The following is a 17,270-nucleotide window of genomic DNA, read 5'->3' as shown; positions in this document are numbered from 1 at the left end:
GCTCTTATTACCGGGAGCTAAAGAGACAGGATTCTGGCTCCTTAAAAAGTAAAAACCAGCGAGGGTTCGCTGGTTTTTTTGCTTGTCGTAAAGCAATTAACAAAGCCGCCCACAGCAGCGAATAAGCTGCTGCAAGCATCAGGTTTGTTATTGTCCTTTGATTTCAGAGCGGCCATTGAAGACAGCTTTGTCACCTAAGAACTCTTCGATGCGTAATAACTGGTTATATTTTGAAATACGATCAGAGCGGCATAAAGAGCCAGTTTTAATTTGGCCCGCCGCGGTACCTACCGCCAGATCGGCAATGGTAGCATCTTCGGTTTCACCACTGCGGTGAGAAATAACCGCGGTAAAGCCGGCATCTTTGGCCATTTTGATCGCCGCCAGGGTTTCGGTCAGCGAGCCGATTTGGTTGAATTTGATCAGGATAGAGTTACCTATGCCTTCATCGATACCACGCTTTAAGATCTTGGTGTTGGTAACAAATAAATCATCTCCTACCAGCTGTACTTTTTCGCCGACTTTATCGGTAAGAATTTTCCAACCGTTCCAATCACTTTCGTCTAAACCGTCTTCAATGGAAACTATAGGGTAACGCTCGCTGAGCTCAGCCAGGTAACCGGCAAAACCTTCGGAATCAAATTGCTTGCCTTCGCCGCTTAAATCGTAAACGCCTTCTTTGTAGAATTCAGAAGCAGCACAATCAAGCGCCAGAGTCACGTCTTTATTCATTTCGTAACCGGCAGCAGCAACCGCCTGCTCGATAACTTTTAAGGCATCTTCATTGGAAGCCAGGTTAGGAGCAAAACCGCCTTCATCACCTACCGCCGTGTTAAGGCCTTGGGCAGAAAGTTCTTTTTTCAGCTGGTGGAAGATTTCAGCGCCCATACGCAAAGCTTCACTGAAACTGACAGCGCCAACAGGCTGAACCATAAATTCTTGAATATCAACGTTGTTATCGGCGTGCTCACCACCGTTTAAGATATTCATCATCGGCAGAGGTAAAGAGTACTGACCCGAAGTGCCGTTCAAGTCGGCAATGTGTTCGAACAATTGCACGCCTTTAGCCATAGCCGCCGCTTTGGCATTTGCCAGGGAAACTGCCAGGATAGCATTGGCGCCTAATACTTCTTTGTTTTCGGTGCCGTCAAGGTCGATCATCACTTTATCGATATCGGCCTGGGCTAAAGCATCTTTACCCAACAGTGCCGGGCTAATTTTGTCATTGATAGCAGCAACCGCTTTAAGCACACCTTTACCTAAATAACGTGACTTATCACCGTCACGTAATTCCAACGCTTCACGTGAGCCGGTAGAAGCACCGGATGGCGCACATGCCCTGCCCCAAGCACCGGATTCAAGATAAACATCGGCTTCAACGGTTGGATTACCACGCGAATCCATGATCTCACGTGCGATAATCTTACTAATATTTGACATTTTTTATCCTCTGTAACATTCACCCTTAGGGGTGGGTGAAAACTAAAATACTATTGTTAGGGTCTTCATCGCAAAAACAAGGGTAAAGCAATGAATTTTATTAATCTTATTGGCCTGCTGAAGCAGACAGTTACCGAGGTGAAGCAGTTGTATCAACAGCCTGCCTAGCTGCAATCAGACTTACTACAACACCTTGGCTTGGTTTTATTTCAGAAATAAAAAACCGCAGCAAATCGCTACGGTTTCTTGTCGTTATCCCTTAGTTTGTTTGCTGCTTATGGTATTCAAAAGAAGCGGCAATAAAGCTCTCAAACAAAGGATGTCCATCACGAGGCGTAGAATTAAACTCGGGATGGAACTGTCCGGCAATAAACCAGGGGTGATCAGGGTTTTCAATCACCTCCACCAAATTTTTATCCGAAGATAAACCGGAGAAGACTAAGCCCGCCTGGCTTAATTGCTCCCGGTAGTTATTATTTACCTCAAAACGATGACGGTGTCTCTCATAAATGGTTTCACTGCCATATACGTCACAGGCCTTGGTACCTTTCAGCAGGTGACACAATTGCGAGCCTAAACGCATGGTACCGCCTAAGTCGGAATTTTCATTGCGGTATTCAACATTGCCTTCTTCGTCTAACCATTCGCTGATCAAACCAATCACAGGGTGCTGCGACTGTGGATCAAATTCGGTACTGTGGGCGCCGGCTAAACCGGCAACATTACGGGCATATTCAATCAAGGCTACCTGCATGCCCAGACAAATACCTAAATAAGGCACTTTGTTTTCACGGGCATACTGGGCCGCCAGGATTTTTCCTTCCACACCGCGCTCACCAAAGCCGCCCGGTACCAAAATAGCGTCTAAGTCTTGCAGGGTTTCGACCCCTTTAACTTCCACGTCCTGGGAATCAACGTATTTAATATTTACCGTCACCTGGTTTTTCAAGCCGGCATGCTTTAAGGCTTCATTGACCGATTTGTAGGCATCTGCCAGTTCGATATATTTGCCCACCATACCGATAGTGACTTCACCTACCGGGTTTGCTTCCTGATACAATACTTTTTCCCATTCGCTTAAGTCAGCTTCAGGAACATCCAGGCCAAAACGCTTAACTACTAACTCATCCGTACCCTGGGATTTGAGCAACGCCGGGATCTTATAGATGCTGTCGACATCACGCATCGAGACCACGGCTCTTTCTTCAACATTGGTAAACAGGGCAATTTTCGCCCTTTCATTGGCAGGAATAATGCCTTCAGAGCGGCACACCAGGATATCAGGGAAAATACCGATAGAGCGCAACTCTTTTACCGAGTGCTGGGTTGGTTTGGTTTTAATTTCACCCGATGCCGCCAGGTAAGGCACTAAAGTTAAGTGCATATACATGGCGCGCTCGCGGCCAAGCTCAGTGCCGAGCTGACGGATGGCTTCCAAAAACGGCTGGGATTCGATATCCCCTACCGTGCCGCCAATTTCGACCATGGCAACATCATAACCTTCAGCCCCTTCAATCACCCGACGTTTGATATCATTAGTAATATGTGGGATGACTTGAATGGTCGCCCCCAGGAATTCACCTTTACGTTCACGTGACAAGATATCCTGATAAATACGGCCGGTGGTAAAGTTGTTACGCTTGGTCATCTTGGTACGGATAAAGCGCTCATAGTGGCCTAAATCCAGATCCGTTTCCGCGCCGTCATCGGTAACAAAAACTTCACCGTGCTGGATCGGGCTCATGGTACCGGGATCGACATTAATATAGGGATCAAGCTTTAACATAGTCACTTTCAGACCACGTGCTTCAAGAATCGCCGCTAATGATGCTGCCGCAATACCTTTACCAAGAGACGAAACCACGCCGCCAGTTACAAAAATATATCTAGTTGTCATGTAAAACCCAGAAGTCAGGAAATTGAGAGAAATTTTGTGCTTTATTCGTCTATGTGAAGTTTATAGTCGAATGAAGCAGGACGGGAAAGTATTATACCCAAAGGCGACAATAACAACAATAAGCGCATGTTTATAAAATAAACTAATTTTCGCATTTCTGCGCTTGACTGCGCTTTTTCAGAAAAATTGTAAATAATCTCAAAGCCGTTAAGATGGGTTACCCTTTATATCTTTGGACCCTATCACCTTGTCACGTTTAGATTCAGTATTATCCGCCATCGACGATATCAACAGCCAGGATCCCAATAACATCAGCTTTGACGGGCAGACACAGCCGAAAGAATTGATTTACGGCCGGCAAATGAGCGAATGCCAACAGCAATATTGGCCAGAGGCGAGTGAATATTTACAAATTGCCGTCCGCGCCCAACATATCAAACGTTGGTTTTTAAAGCGCACCGAGTTTGAAGCGGGAAAAGCCGGTTACCTGGCCTGGCGTAAAGAGCAGGGAAAATATCACGCCCGGCTAACCTCTGAGCTTATGCTGGCTAACGGTTATAACGACGAAGAAGCGACACAAACCGCCGCGATTATCCGCAAAGAAAAGCTCAGAAGCAATAGCGATAGCCAGGCCCTGGAAGACGTTGCCTGCCTGGTATTTCTGCAATATTATTTTGATGATTTTGCCGCCAAGCACAGCGAAGAAAAAATCGTCCGCATTTTACAGAAAACCTGGAAAAAGATGTCGGGTAAGGCGCAAGATATCGCCCTGACCCTAAGCTTACCCGAGCACTTGGCTACCCTGGTAGAAAAAGCCCTGGCCCCTGATTAAAACCGGGTGAGAACAAATAGCGGCAGAAAGCGGACCGTTTTTTCTGCCGTTATATCCTTGCTCTTGCCCGTCCATGAATCCGCTACATTGTTTGCCAGGATGCAAGTACTTAGCTTGCTCCGGGAGCCGGCAAGCTGACCATGCATCCTGTATATAAGCTCCTGTTCGTCCATGAACCCGCTAAATACCATACATCCTGTATATATAAGTCCGGTTAGTTATGGCCGGACTCTAACAGGTGCTGTTTACTCATCTCCGCCGCTTCGAGCCAAACCCCGCGGCTAACCTTGGTTTTTAACTCTTCCATCAACACCGTTTCACAGATGGGGCGGCTGAATAAATACCCCTGCACCAGATCACATTGTTCGCTTTTTAAGAACCTTAGCTGCGCCCGGTTTTCCACCCCTTCGGCAATCACCTTCATTCCTAAGTTACGCACCATGGCGATGGTCGACATCACAATTTGCATATCTGCCTGGTTATCAAGCATGCCGGAAACAAAACACTTATCAATTTTTATGCAATCCACCGGCATTTTTTTCAGGTAGCTTAACGATGAATAACCGGTGCCGAAATCGTCGATAGAAAATGAAAAACCTCGGTCACGCAATTTATGCATGGTTTCCAGCGTTTTATCTATGTCTTCTACTAAAGTGCGTTCGGTGAGTTCCAGCTCTATCGCGCCGGCGTCAACACCAAAAGCTTCCGCCTGTTCCACTAAAAAGCGGTAAAGGCCGGGGTCGACAAATTGTCCGGCAGAAAGGTTAATCGCGATACTGATCCCGGTATAACCGGCTTCATTAAGCTGTTTTAATAATTCAATGCTGTGACGTATTACCCAGTACCCCAGCTCGATCATATGCTTGGAATTTTCCAGTACCGGAATAAATTCATCCGGAGATACCAGGCCGCGCTTGGGGTGATTCCAGCGCAGCAGGGCTTCAAAACCAAATAAACGTCCACTATTGATCTCTACCTGGGGCTGCAGGCTCAAACTGAACTGCCCCTGGACAATAGCCTCCCTGACCTCGGTTTCCAGCAATACCTTATGGGCAACCCGCTGGTACATGCCGGCATCATAAATCTGGTAACAGTTACCGCCGTTATCTTTGGCTTCATACATGGCCATGTCGGCGTTACGGATCAAGTCTTCCGCCGTGATGCTGTTGTCTTTGGCCAGCGCACCGCCGATACTGGTAGACACATAAAAGCGGTGGTCTTCAATTTGGATCGGCTGTTTAAAGGCCTGCAGCAACTTGTCCGCAACCCGCTCAACATCTTCCCACTTTTGTACCTGGGGCAGCACGATAACAAATTCATCGCCACCAAAACGACAAGCTATATCGGTATCGCGGATAGACATACGCAAACGGCGGGCGGCCTCTTCCAGCAAAAAGTCCCCCATATTATGGCCATGACTGTCATTCACTTTTTTAAAGTCATCGAGGTCAAGGAATAATAACGCGACATAATCCTGGCTGCGGGATAAGGTGGCCAGATTCTTTTTCAGCTGGAAATTGAGCATATTACGGTTGGGTAAACCGGTAAGCAGATCATACATGGCGATATTTTCCAGCTCCCGGGTATTTTGCTCAATTTTAAAATGCAATTCTTCAAGTTGATCCGCCAGATCCGAGGCGGAGCTGTGTAAAATATCCAGTTCATCGCTGGTTAACCTGAACCCGGAAAATTTACGCCGGCGAAATTCATCAAAGCGCTTTTCCGCCAGTAACGGTAAATCCGCCGCCAGTTTAAGCAAACGTTGGCTCGAGCGCCGGGTCAGTACAAAAACCACGACCGCAATCAACACAAAAATGATGGTGGCAATTATCACAATCGCCCGCTGAAACGCTTCGTTTGTTTGCCGGTACTGGGTGATATCATCAATCAGCATCACATAGTTGCCGTCTTTGCTGCCGGGTTGGAGTTCAAACAGGCTGATGGAGAAATGCTCCTCACCAAACTCTGTACTGACGCTCTTTTTCAATGCACTTAAAGTCAGTTCCTGCGCCAGTGACTCGATTATCGGCACGATTTTATCATCGTTTGAGCGGGTTAAAATCGACATCGCCTTTAAGTTGGTGTGCTGCTCGCTGTTAACCAGGGGCACATTGACAATCGCCAGGCGGGTATTTTCATTTAGCGCTAAAAAAGTAAACAGGAGATCGCTGAGATTGGCCCGGCTGATCAAGGCCGTCATTTCATTGGCAGAGGTCATCACCGGCATAGCAACGATATGGTAACAATTGCTTTTTTCCTGCTCGCAATAAATCAGTTCAGCCACCGACTGCTGCTCAAACACCTGCCTGGCCACTTGCCTGACCTCGCCGTTGGCTTCTGCGCTGCTGGCATATACTTGCTGCCCCTGCTCATCTAAGACCCAAACGGAGTCAATACGCAACTCGTCTAAATCAAACTGATGCTGCACCGCCTGATCAAACGCCCGGTAATCATTATTTTTCACCAGGTGTTGGGAGCTTAACGTGGTCAGCCATAAGATACGTTTGTCATTGGAAATTTTTTGCAGATAACTGTAAATCAGCTTAGCGGCGGACTTTTTTTCCTGCTGACGCTGGTCGAACTCCTCCTGCAGCTGGAGCACCGAAAAAATCGTCAAGGTCAGGGTAATAACCAGCATGGCACCTAGTGTCAGCGTTATCGCCTTCCAGGGTAAACTTATAAACTTACGCAAAGCATTAAAACCAGTACATTAATTGAAGTGCCCACAACTGCCAGTTTTTGCTGTCATTGGTCCATACATCGGGCACCACCGCCGGTGCTAACCGTGCCGTGCCTTCCAGCCAGTGATATTCCGCCTGAATTTGCCAGTTCGACTCAAACCTGTAGGTCAAGCCTACCGTGGTGTCGTACATATAACCAAAATACGCCGGTATACGGGTATTTCTTTCAAGCTCAGTCCCTTTACGGTCATCCTTGTTGGCATCAAACCTGTCATAACGCAACATGAAGGTCAGCTGCTCATCGAAAAAGTAGCGCCCCTGGGCATAGAAGCCCTGGGCCTTCTGATCATGGCTCCAGTCAGGGGTGAAAAAGCCGTCAAAGAAAAAACGCTCTTGAAACAGCTCGGCGGCAAATTCCCACTGCTGACTATTATACAACAGATTCAACATCACCCGCTGCGAGGTGGCATCGGCATCAAAGTAGCCTTCATTGGCGTCGGCACTGTATTTAAAATCCGAGTCGAGCAAGCTGATGCCGTATTGCCAGGAAGTCCCCTCGGGACGGTAGAAAATACTGGCCTGATGGGTAAAGTCCTGATCTATATCACCGCCAGCTGTGGTGCTGAGCAATAAGGTGGTGGCACTGTCGCTGATCGGGGAGGTGCCGTAACTCCACAAGAGATCAAACTCACCGATATCCGTTAACCGGGTATAGGATAAGCTCGCACCGTCACTGCCCAGGGCAACATCCCGGAAGATATCATAATACACAGACTGGGGAAGTATGGCCGACGGCCGGGTATGGGGCACATCCCGGGTGCTGGAGTATAACCAGTGCTGGTTTTTATAACGCCCCAGATAAAGGTTTAACTGCCAATCGATATCACTGGCCAGCGTCCAGTCCATCAATAAATAATCGACCCGCGCCCCTTCTTCATAGCGGTTGCCGCCGTTAATATACACCAGTTGCCCGGCAAAGCGGATATCCGGCTGCCACTGATATGAAGCATTGATGCCGATTTCTGTTAAATCAAAAGAGATATCATCGTCGGCATCGCGACTGACAAAATTATTATCTTCCGCCTGAATAATGCCCTGGGAAGCAAAACCATGAATGGCCCAGTCCTGGCTGGCAAAAGCTGTCAGCTGAAAAAGAGCAAGACATGTCAACAAGCCCGTCTTCAAAGAAACATTTATCAGCTTAGTCATCACTGCTTTCCATTGTCATTATTTCTACTCCGCTATCTTGTGGCAGGCTATCCACGTAACCTATCGCGCCCGGTGTTTTCCTGACCATTTCAATCATTTGCTTTTCATCGGTTAATACCAGAGGCGGCTCCCCTAAACCGGAAAACAGCAATTTGCCCCAGATTTTTTCCAGCTGGTAGGGAAAAACCTCAAGCTTTTGCAGGCAGAAATTCTTATGAGTGACATTATTTTTTGCTAAAACAAAGACTTTAATAGGTAAATCATTTGCCCACTGCCTGTGGCGCACGGTGAAAATTCGTCTTAGATGGGAAGCCGATAACTGCTTTTGCGGGACAGAGGAGTTGACGATCACTTGAACCGAATGCGCTTCAAAGTAAGGAAAATATAAAAAACAACAAAATGGCGCTAACCGCAGCCACTGTTTGATTTTCACTTTCATGACATCCCTGTAAAAAAGATATTAAGCATTCGGACAACTCACCTGAATATAGTTATTTAACAGTTCAATGAGAAAAGTTTATCTTCACTATTATAAATAGTAAAATGTTTGTTAAAAGTTTTCATTCGCTAACTTTAGCTAAACCTTAGCAGTCACAGCCGCCCAGGCTGGAACTTTACCCGAAGATTAAGATTTAAGTATCTGATTCTATCATAGTTTATTGGTTAACCCCAAATGCGTTCACCGGTACTTCCCCCAGTATAGTCTTTATGTGGTGAACTTAAACCCACCGGCACTTGGCTTTCCTTATTTATAGAGCGCCTGTTAACGTTTACAATAGCCGGCTATCAATCGCATTTCGCAGAAAGTAATGATGAATCGAAAGAAAAAAATCAAAGAAACCCTGAAGAAAAAAGCCAAAAAGGCAAATGCCAAACTGCATAAAAGCAATAAACCCAGATATATCAGCAAAGCCGAGCGGGAGAAGTTAGCTTTGGCTGCCGAGCAAGGCGAAATGCAAACGGCAGAAACAAAAGAGGAACAAGTAAAACAAGCAACAAAAGCGCAGGCACAAAGCGAATAAGGTCCTGTGCCCAGCCCTTTATAATAAGCTTTTAGCCCTCAAGCAGAGCCGCTTCCCCGGATTTTACTTTCACTTTATTGTTAGTATCACGGCTTTGCCGGATCAGCTCATCACCGGCCGCCATATCTTCGGATTTAGCCAGGCGATCATAAAGCAGGACATTGACGGTGGCAGCAAGATTCATGCAGCCAGTGGTGGGCACATAAACCACCGCATCTGACTGGTCGATCACTTGCTGGGACAAGGTGCCGTCTTCGGGACCAAAAATATAACAGGCCCGCTCCGGGTGGTTAAAAGCCGGCAACGGGGTTGCCCCTTCCACCAGCTCAACACAGACAAGTTTCACCCCTTGCCCTGCCTGCTCCACTAAAGAATCACACTGGGTTAACGGAATATTGGCGGCGACATTTTTGGTATCAGTATTAAATTTCGCGGCGCGGGCATAACGCTGTCCGGTATAATATACCGCATCCACCTGATAACAACCGGCGGCGCGCATCACGGCACCGACATTGGACGGACTTTTCGGGTCCGTTAAACCTATGCTCACTTTGGGGCTCTGCTTTTTAGCAGCTTTTACATCATTCATTTCAATTAATTACCAAGTTAATGGGAGTTATCCTGGGCAAGTTATGCCTTTAGGTGAAAATAAGCGGGCTTTGGGCTTTCTTTGGCTCAAGGTTTTCTTTGGCTCAGGGCTTTTATTGGCTCAGGGCTGTTCATCCGCCTTGATCTCTTGCCAGTAATCTTCCAACTGCTCCAGGCTGTGCTGTTCAAAGCCTTGTCCCGAGGACGCTACTTTCGATTCAACCCCATGAAAACGTTTGGTAAATTTCTGGTTCGCCTGGCGCAAGACCGCTTCGGGATCTTGTTTGGCGTGACGACATAAATTCACCACGGCAAACATCAGATCTCCCAGCTCAGCCGTTAATTCCTGGCTGTCGCCATGTAAATGCTCCCGCACTTCCTCTACCTCTTCGGCGACCTTGGCAAAAACATCATCGATCTGATGCCAGTCGAAACCAACGTGGGCACAGCGTTTCTGGATTTTTGCCGCCTGGGATAAGGCAGGTAAAGACTTAGGGATATCCGCCAAAATACTCAACGACTGACGGTCATTTTTTTCCTGCCGCTCCTTTATTTTCTCATTTTCCCAATTAGCTTTTATTTGCGCCTCAGAAGAAAATTCAGTTTTGGCGAAAACATGGGGATGACGACGGATCAGTTTTTCACAAATGGCGGCTACCACAGAGTCAAAATCAAAAAGCTTTTCTTCTTTACCCAGCTGGCTGTAAAACACCACCTGAAACAGCAGATCACCGAGCTCTTTTTCCAGCTCGCGAAAATCCCCCTGCTCTATCGCGTCCGCTACTTCATAGGCTTCTTCCAGGGTATGGGGCACGATAGAGGCAAAGTCTTGTTTGATATCCCAGGGGCAGCCGGTCACAGGATCCCTGAGCTGCTCCATGATCCAGCGCAGCTTCTCCATCGAAGGTTTCATCGCTAACATAATTTTATCTACTTCTTTATGGTATTCTTTATTTTCAACAGTTTATCTTTGTTTTTACAGCCAAGGGCTCTGGCAGCTAAGACCTTGTCGGCTAAAGACGTTTAACGTCATGGACGTCATCCAGCTGCAACAACTTACTCATTAACCGGGTCAACACTTCGCTATTGCCGATCTCCATTTTTATCGACATACTGGTAGTTTGCTGACGGCTGTCGGAGTGGCTTTCCAAACCGACAATACTCACCCTTTCATTGGCAATAATGGTGGAAATATCCCGCACCAGCCCCTGGCGGTCACTGGCGACTACCTGTACCCCCACTTGATAACTTTGCTTGCTTTGATCTCCCCACTGCACTTCAACTTCACGTTCAGGCTGCTGCTTAAAGGCATTTTTTAATTGCTCGCAATCCGCCCTGTGCACGGAAATTCCGCGTCCCTGGGTGATAAAGCCGGAAATTTCATCCCCCGGCACCGGATGGCAGCACTTGGCGATATGGGTCAATAAATTACCCACCCCGGACACGGTAATACCATTGCTGTCTACCGCGGGTTTTGCGGTACTTTCCGGCTTAACCAGGCTCTGGGGATCGATATCGGCGAGGGGCTGATTTTTTTCATCCTGCTGGGTAAGGTAATTAATCACCTGCTGCAACCTGGCATTGCCTGAACCTAAGGCCGCATATAAGTCTTCCACATGGGTGACATTAAAACGTTTCGCCGCCTCTTTAAGATCTACTTTACTCAGCTGGAGTTTCGCCAGCTCGCTATCGAGCAGCTCTTTACCCTGCAGCACATGCTTGTCCCTGTCCTGGGATTTAAAGAAATGCTGCACTTTGGCCCGCGCCCGGGCACTATGAATGTAATTTAAACTCGGGTTTAACCAGTCCCGGCTGGGATTCGGTTTTTTGCTGGTCAGCACTTCTACCTGGTCCCCGGTTTGCAGCTTATGGGTAAAGGGTACAATACGGCCAAAGACCTTGGCGCCGATGCAGCAATGGCCGACATTGGAATGGATATAATAGGCAAAATCCAGCGGCGTCGCCCCCGCCGGCAGGTCGATAACATCGCCGTTCGGGGTAAAGACATAAATACGGTCTTCAAATACCTGGCTGCGCAGCTCTTCGATAAGTTCGCCGCTTTCACTGATGTCTTCCTGCCATTGCAGGATCTTTCTCAGCCAACCGATTTTCTCATCAAAACCGCCGCCTTTACCGCCGGCGCTGCCTTCTTTATAACGCCAGTGGGCCGCCACCCCAAGTTCGGCATCATCATGCATTTGCTGGGTGCGGATCTGCACTTCTATCGATTTTCCTTCCGGCCCCAGGACCACGGTATGGATAGACTGGTAGCCGTTAGGTTTCGGCGTGGCAACATAATCGTCAAATTCATTGGCCAAATGCTTCCAGTTGGTATGCACGATCCCCAGGGCACCGTAACAATCCTGCAGCTGATCGACGATCACCCGCACCGCACGGACATCAAATAACTGATCGAAATCCAGCTCCTTTTGCTGCATTTTTTTCCAGATGCTGTAGATATGCTTGGGACGGCCGTAAACCGTGCCGCTGATGCCGGCATCCTTAATTTTCTGGTTAAGATCGCCGACAAATTCCACCATGTAACGTTCACGATCGAGACGTTTTTCATCCAGCAACTTGGCGATCTTGCTGTAGACATCCGGGTGCAGATAACGAAAGGCAATGTCTTCAAGCTCCCACTTCAACTGGCCTATGCCTAAACGGTTGGCCAGCGGCGCATAGATGTTGGCAGTTTCCTTGGCTGCCAGCACCCGCAACTCTTCATCGGCGTTTTTCACGATACGTAAATAACATAAGCGCTCGGCCAGTTTGATCACCACCGCCCTGACATCTTCCACCATGGCCAGCAACATGCGCCGGATATTGTCAATCTGGTTGACCGCCAGCGGATTGGACTGGGTTTGCTGCAGCGCCTTGATCGCCTCCATCTGGCAGACCCCTTTACATAACAGGAAAACCTGCCGGTTGAAGTGCTCTTCTATGTACTCCATGCTCAGGCAGTTGTATTCATAAAGGGGGCATAAAAAGGCCGCCACCAGGGAGTCTTTATCCAGGTTTAACGCCGCCAGGATTTCCACCATCTCAAATGATTTACTTTCACATTCCCCCTGATCGGTAAAATACTCTTTTACCTGATGCCAAAGGGCTTCTAAAGCCTGGTTTTTCGCTGGCGTTAATTCCAGCGAAGCCAACCATAACTCAAAATTTGTCTCTGTCATGTGATGAGACTTACGCACTGAAACCATCATAGTTTCCTTACAGTTAAATAAATGAAAAAGTAGATAAACCGACCAGCCGATCCGGCGCCAACGCTCCGGCTATGGGTAACTAAACAATACCATAGTTTCAACATGCTTGGTCTGGGAAAACATATCCATTATCGCGATTTTTTCAATTTTATAGCCGGCGGCCAATAAAACTTTGCTGTCCCTGGCCAGGGTGGCCGGATCGCAGCTGACATAAAGCAAGGTCGCGATTTTGAACTTCAGCAGCTGCTCTATTGCTTCTAAGGCGCCGGCCCTTGCCGGATCGAGCAGAGCTTTATCAAAACGTTCCTGCGCCCACGGCAAATCCTGCCAGGAACTGTTTAAATCCGCCTGATAAAAAGCACAATTTTCCAGGCCGTTATCCCGGGCATTTTTTTGTGCCCGCTCGACCATGTCCTGTACCCCTTCCACACCTGTCAGCTGCTGCACCCGGGCCGCCACCGGCAGACTGAAGTTGCCCAGGCCGCAAAATAAATCCAATACTTTATCGCCGGGCTCAAGCGCCAGCCAGTCCAGCGCCTGGTCAACCATCTGCACATTCATCTCGTGATTGACCTGGATAAAGTCCTTGCCGGTGAAGCTGATGGTCAGTGCGTCCGAGAGGGCATAACTGAGGGGCTCCACCTGAGTCAGGGGCAGCAGGTCCTTGCCGTTATCCAGCAGGATTTGCCAACCATGGTCTTTTGCCGCCTGCAACCACAAGGCCTTATCTTCATCGGTTAAAGGTTTTAACTGGCGAACAATCAGGGTGGTATGACCGGTCACCAAGACTTCGATATGCCCTATTGCCCGCTTTACCGATAAACCCGCCAGCAAGGGTTTTAGCAAGGCAAAAATACCGGTAGCCGGCTCTACCAGCACAGGGCAGGCATCAAGGGCAACCAGATCGTTGGTCGCTTTTTGGCGAAAACCTATGGTGGCGCTGCCGTCTTTGGCATATTGCACCCCGATACGTGCTTTTCGGCGATAATGTTTTTCTCCCGCCAATAGCGGCGGCTGCCAGGGTAAAGGGGTGTTGATCTGGTTGCGGGCGAAAAGCTGCATCACTTTTTCCTGCTTAAAGCTAAGCTGCTGCGGATAAGCCAGATGCTGGAGGTCGCAGCCGCCGCATTTTTGATAATGGCGGCAAAAGGGCGCTACCCTGTGCTCACTTTCGTTCTCCAGCGCCAATAATTGTCCGCGCAGATATTTACTTTTTTGCTCAACTACCCGCACCCGGGCCTTTTCCCCCACCAGGGCACCGGCGACAAAAACCGGTTTCTTTTGATAATGCCCCACCCCGCAACCATTTAAATCCAGACGCTCTATCTGCACCGTGATTTTTTGCCCGAGAGCATGTTTTTTTGTACTTGCTTTAAAGAAATTTGCCATGATTTGAGGTAACCAAAATCCGAACGCTATATATTTTCGCCGCTATATGCCATCATAAGCGTAATTAGAATCGGATTTTACACTAAGTAAAAACGGAAATATGCATAAAATAAGTCTAAAGGACTGGGTAGTTCTGCTTACAATAATACCGACGACATTAATTGGCTTAGGAATAGCCGGTTACTTTTCATATAGCCGTTATGTTGAACTGGAAGAGTTTCTCACCTTACGCTCACAAAGCATTATTGAACCTATCGCCATTGCCAGTGCCGATCCTATTATCAATAAAGACAGGGAAAAATTACGCCACCTGATAGGCTTTGCCCACAGAAGCCATGCCAATATAGTAAAAAGCATCGCCGTTTTCACCAAAGACAACCAGATATTTGTCACCAGCGCCTATCATGGTGATACCAATGTCATGCGCATTAAAGCCGGGAAAAATATCCCGCAAAATACCCATTTGGAAAAACTGGATAATTACCTGATTTTCCGCACCCCGATCATAGATGAAACCCATCAGGTAAAAAACCTTGAAGAATTAAAGGGCAACCCGACAGTTGTCGGTTATATTGCCATGCAAATCGACCGGGATAAAATCAAATACAGGCAACAAAGCCAGTTTTTAATCGCTTTTTCCATCGTGATTTTCGGCTCCCTGCTCAGTGCGATCTTTGCTTTTCAGCTGATCAAAAATGTGACCCGCCCGGTCACTTCCATGGTCAACGCCGTTGACCGCATCCGGGAAGGAAAACTGGAAAGCCGGGTCAGCGGCCAGTTGATCGGCGAGCTCAACTTTTTAAAAAACGGCATCAACGCCATGGCCCAATCCTTAGGGGATTACCATGACGAAATGCAAAGGAGCATAGATCAGGCCACCATAGATTTACGGGAAAGCCTGGAGCAATTTGAAATCCAAAACGTTGAACTGGATATTTCCAAACGTAAGGCACAAGACGCCAACCGGGTAAAATCCGAGTTTTTGGCCAATATGAGTCATGAATTACGCACTCCCCTAAATGGCGTGATCGGTTTTACCCGTCAGGTGCTGAAAACCCCGTTAAGCGAAACCCAGCGGGATTATCTGCAAACCATAGAAAGATCCGCCAACAGCTTACTGGCCATCATCAATGACATTCTCGATTTTTCCAAACTCGATGCCGATAAAATGATCATTGAAAATATCCCGTTTTCCTTAAGGGACAGCGTGGAAGAGACCCTGACCTTGCTGGCGCCTATTGCCCACCAGAAAAACCTGGAACTGTCACTGCGTATTGCCCAGCAGCTGCCTGATTTCCTGATCGGCGATGCCATGAGGATCAAACAGGTCATCATTAACCTGGCCAATAACGCGATTAAGTTTACCGAAAAAGGCCTGGTCTCCATCGATATCGACAGCGAGCATATCGATGAAAAATTAGCGGTTTTTAAAATCACGGTCACAGATACCGGCATCGGCATGAACAGCGAGCAGCAAAAGAGTATTTTTGAAGCCTTCGGCCAGGCAGATAAGAGCATCACCCGCCTATACGGCGGCACTGGCTTAGGCTTAGTGATCTCGCAACGCCTTGCCCGGGAAATGCACGGCGATATCGGCTTTATCACCGAAGAAAACCGTGGCTCCACCTTCTGGTTCTCCTTCCAGTGTGAGGTCAACCCCCTGCCGATGACTTCCATGCTCGATACCAAGGCCCTGGTAGACAAGAATATCCTCTATTACGAGCCCATCACCCACAGCCGTATGGCCACCAGTGAAATATTGGCCGGCTGGAAAATGAAGGTCACACCTGTGACCAGCCTTGAGCAGTTCAGCAATGCTTTGGCGCAGAACAACTGTTATGACTTTGCCCTGATCGGCCATGATGTCACCCCGAGCGCATTAACGGATCTGAAAAAATTGATTGCATCCGTGAAGCCGCAGATTTCGGCAATACATTTAGCCATCAACAGCAACTCCCCTAATTTGCAGGAAGCCCTGATTGCCAATGGCGCCGTCAGCTGTTTAAGCAAACCTATTACCCCCAGCCGATTATGCAAAGTCCTGCTGCCACAACCGGCTCACGGCGTTAAACTGCTGCCAGAAGTAGCAAGTAAAAAAATCCCTATCAAGGTATTGGCGGTAGATGATAATGACGCCAACTTAAAACTGATCAAGGCGCTGCTGCTTGAGCAGGTTAGCGAGGTTATCACCGCCAGCAACGGCCAGGAGGCAGTCACTTTATGTCAGAATGAAAAGTTTGCCTTGATCTTTATGGATATCCAAATGCCGGTCATGGACGGGGTTACCGCATTAAAGGCCATCAGAAGCAATACTTTTAATGAAGATACCGCCATTATCGCCGTCACCGCCCATGCCTTAAGCAGTGAAAAAGAAAAATTGCTGGTGGAAGGCTTTGACTCCTACATCACTAAACCCCTGGATGAAACCATGTTGCGCCATACCTTATACGAGTACGGCAACCTGGAACTTTTTGCTCTTCGCCCCGATGAAGCATCATCAGATGATAAGCTTTCACAAAGCAGTGACATCCAGCTAAGGGCAGAAACGCCCCCGGAAGTGATTGATGTGATCACCCCCGAGCCAATGCAGGCAGAAGCAAACCCTTATGATTTTGGCTCAATAGAAGTGATCAACTGGTCACTGGCCCTGCAACGCACCGGCAATAACAGCGAATTAGCCAAAGAAATGCTTGATGGCTTACTGCAGAGTTTACCGGAAACTAAGGTCAATATTGAATATGCCCTCAATAACCAGGATACCGAGCGTTTAAAAACCCTGATCCACAAATTAAACGGTGCCTGCTGTTATACCGGGGTACCCAACCTGGGGAAAATAACCCATCAAATTGAGACGGCATTGAAGAACGGGGAAAGCGCGGAAGCGCTGGAACCGGAATTTTTTGAGTTTTTCGAACATCTGGATAAGGTTTTGCACCAGGCACCGCAAACCTTGAAAATACTCAGTGAATCTTAATGCTCGGAATCTATAACCGAAAATAAAAT

12 protein-coding genes are annotated in these 17,270 nt (G+C 47.8%); 3 read left to right on the top strand and 9 right to left on the bottom strand.

The window, feature by feature from the left end; genetic code table 11:
• Nucleotides 1–147: 147 nt before the first annotated feature.
• Both eno and QL234_RS01585 read right to left on the bottom strand, forming a co-directional pair.
• Nucleotides 148–1,440: a phosphopyruvate hydratase gene (eno, locus tag QL234_RS01590; protein WP_281556114.1), complete on the bottom strand. Its 1,293-nt coding sequence runs from the start codon at nucleotides 1,438–1,440 to the stop codon at nucleotides 148–150.
• 259 nt (nucleotides 1,441–1,699) lie between these two features.
• Nucleotides 1,700–3,337 (bottom strand): CTP synthase, encoded by a 1,638-nt coding sequence (locus tag QL234_RS01585; RefSeq protein ID WP_281556113.1) that lies wholly within the window; start codon nucleotides 3,335–3,337, stop codon nucleotides 1,700–1,702.
• A 247-nt stretch (nucleotides 3,338–3,584) separates the two neighbouring features.
• Between QL234_RS01585 and QL234_RS01580 the strand changes: the two genes are divergently transcribed.
• The gene (locus QL234_RS01580) at nucleotides 3,585–4,169 is read left to right on the top strand and encodes a DUF4202 domain-containing protein (protein WP_281556112.1); all 585 of its coding nucleotides are present in this window, start codon (nucleotides 3,585–3,587) and stop codon (nucleotides 4,167–4,169) included.
• Between the two features lie 214 nt (nucleotides 4,170–4,383).
• Here the strand turns inward: QL234_RS01580 and QL234_RS01575 are convergent, their stop codons facing one another.
• Genes QL234_RS01575 through QL234_RS01565 form a run of 3 tightly spaced genes read right to left on the bottom strand, consistent with a single transcriptional unit; the run spans nucleotide 4,384 to nucleotide 8,498 of the window.
• On the bottom strand, nucleotides 4,384–6,861 hold the full coding sequence (locus QL234_RS01575; protein ID WP_281556111.1) for an EAL domain-containing protein: 2,478 nt from the start codon (nucleotides 6,859–6,861) through the stop codon (nucleotides 4,384–4,386).
• A gap of 4 nt (nucleotides 6,862–6,865) precedes the next feature.
• On the bottom strand, nucleotides 6,866–8,059 hold the full coding sequence (locus QL234_RS01570) for a TonB-dependent receptor (RefSeq protein WP_281556110.1): 1,194 nt from the start codon (nucleotides 8,057–8,059) through the stop codon (nucleotides 6,866–6,868).
• Nucleotides 8,052–8,498: a hypothetical protein gene (locus tag QL234_RS01565; protein ID WP_044834727.1), complete on the bottom strand. Its 447-nt coding sequence runs from the start codon at nucleotides 8,496–8,498 to the stop codon at nucleotides 8,052–8,054. Before QL234_RS01565 ends, QL234_RS01570 begins: the two co-directional genes overlap by 8 nt.
• 373 nt (nucleotides 8,499–8,871) lie before the next feature.
• Here QL234_RS01565 and QL234_RS01560 point away from each other — a divergent pair, with 373 nt between their 5' ends.
• Nucleotides 8,872–9,081 (top strand): DUF2986 domain-containing protein, encoded by a 210-nt coding sequence (locus QL234_RS01560; RefSeq protein WP_281556940.1) that lies wholly within the window; start codon nucleotides 8,872–8,874, stop codon nucleotides 9,079–9,081.
• Nucleotides 9,082–9,112: 31 nt separating this feature from the next.
• Here QL234_RS01560 and QL234_RS01555 read toward each other — a convergent pair whose 3' ends face one another.
• From QL234_RS01555 to rlmD, 4 genes are all read right to left on the bottom strand, one after another.
• Nucleotides 9,113–9,670 (bottom strand): RNA methyltransferase, encoded by a 558-nt coding sequence (locus QL234_RS01555; protein WP_281556109.1) that lies wholly within the window; start codon nucleotides 9,668–9,670, stop codon nucleotides 9,113–9,115.
• A 120-nt stretch (nucleotides 9,671–9,790) separates the two neighbouring features.
• Nucleotides 9,791–10,591, bottom strand: a complete 801-nt coding sequence (gene mazG, locus QL234_RS01550; RefSeq protein ID WP_281556108.1) for a nucleoside triphosphate pyrophosphohydrolase — start codon at nucleotides 10,589–10,591, stop codon at nucleotides 9,791–9,793.
• Nucleotides 10,592–10,682: 91 nt separating this feature from the next.
• Complete coding sequence (relA, locus tag QL234_RS01545) at nucleotides 10,683–12,875, bottom strand: GTP diphosphokinase (RefSeq protein ID WP_281556939.1); 2,193 nt, start codon at nucleotides 12,873–12,875, stop codon at nucleotides 10,683–10,685.
• Nucleotides 12,876–12,947: 72 nt separating this feature from the next.
• Nucleotides 12,948–14,267, bottom strand: a complete 1,320-nt coding sequence (rlmD, locus tag QL234_RS01540; RefSeq protein ID WP_281556107.1) for a 23S rRNA (uracil(1939)-C(5))-methyltransferase RlmD — start codon at nucleotides 14,265–14,267, stop codon at nucleotides 12,948–12,950.
• Between the two features lie 100 nt (nucleotides 14,268–14,367).
• On the opposite strand from rlmD, the gene barA reads away from it, so the two are divergent.
• Nucleotides 14,368–17,241 (top strand): two-component sensor histidine kinase BarA, encoded by a 2,874-nt coding sequence (barA, locus tag QL234_RS01535; RefSeq protein ID WP_281556106.1) that lies wholly within the window; start codon nucleotides 14,368–14,370, stop codon nucleotides 17,239–17,241.
• Nucleotides 17,242–17,270: the final 29 nt, after the last annotated feature.

The organism is Thalassomonas sp. RHCl1 (assembly GCF_947387555.1).
Classification (GTDB): domain Bacteria; phylum Pseudomonadota; class Gammaproteobacteria; order Enterobacterales; family Alteromonadaceae; genus Thalassomonas.
Note: the sequence above shows the minus strand (reverse complement) of the source record. Positions and strands in the feature narration are given on the sequence as shown.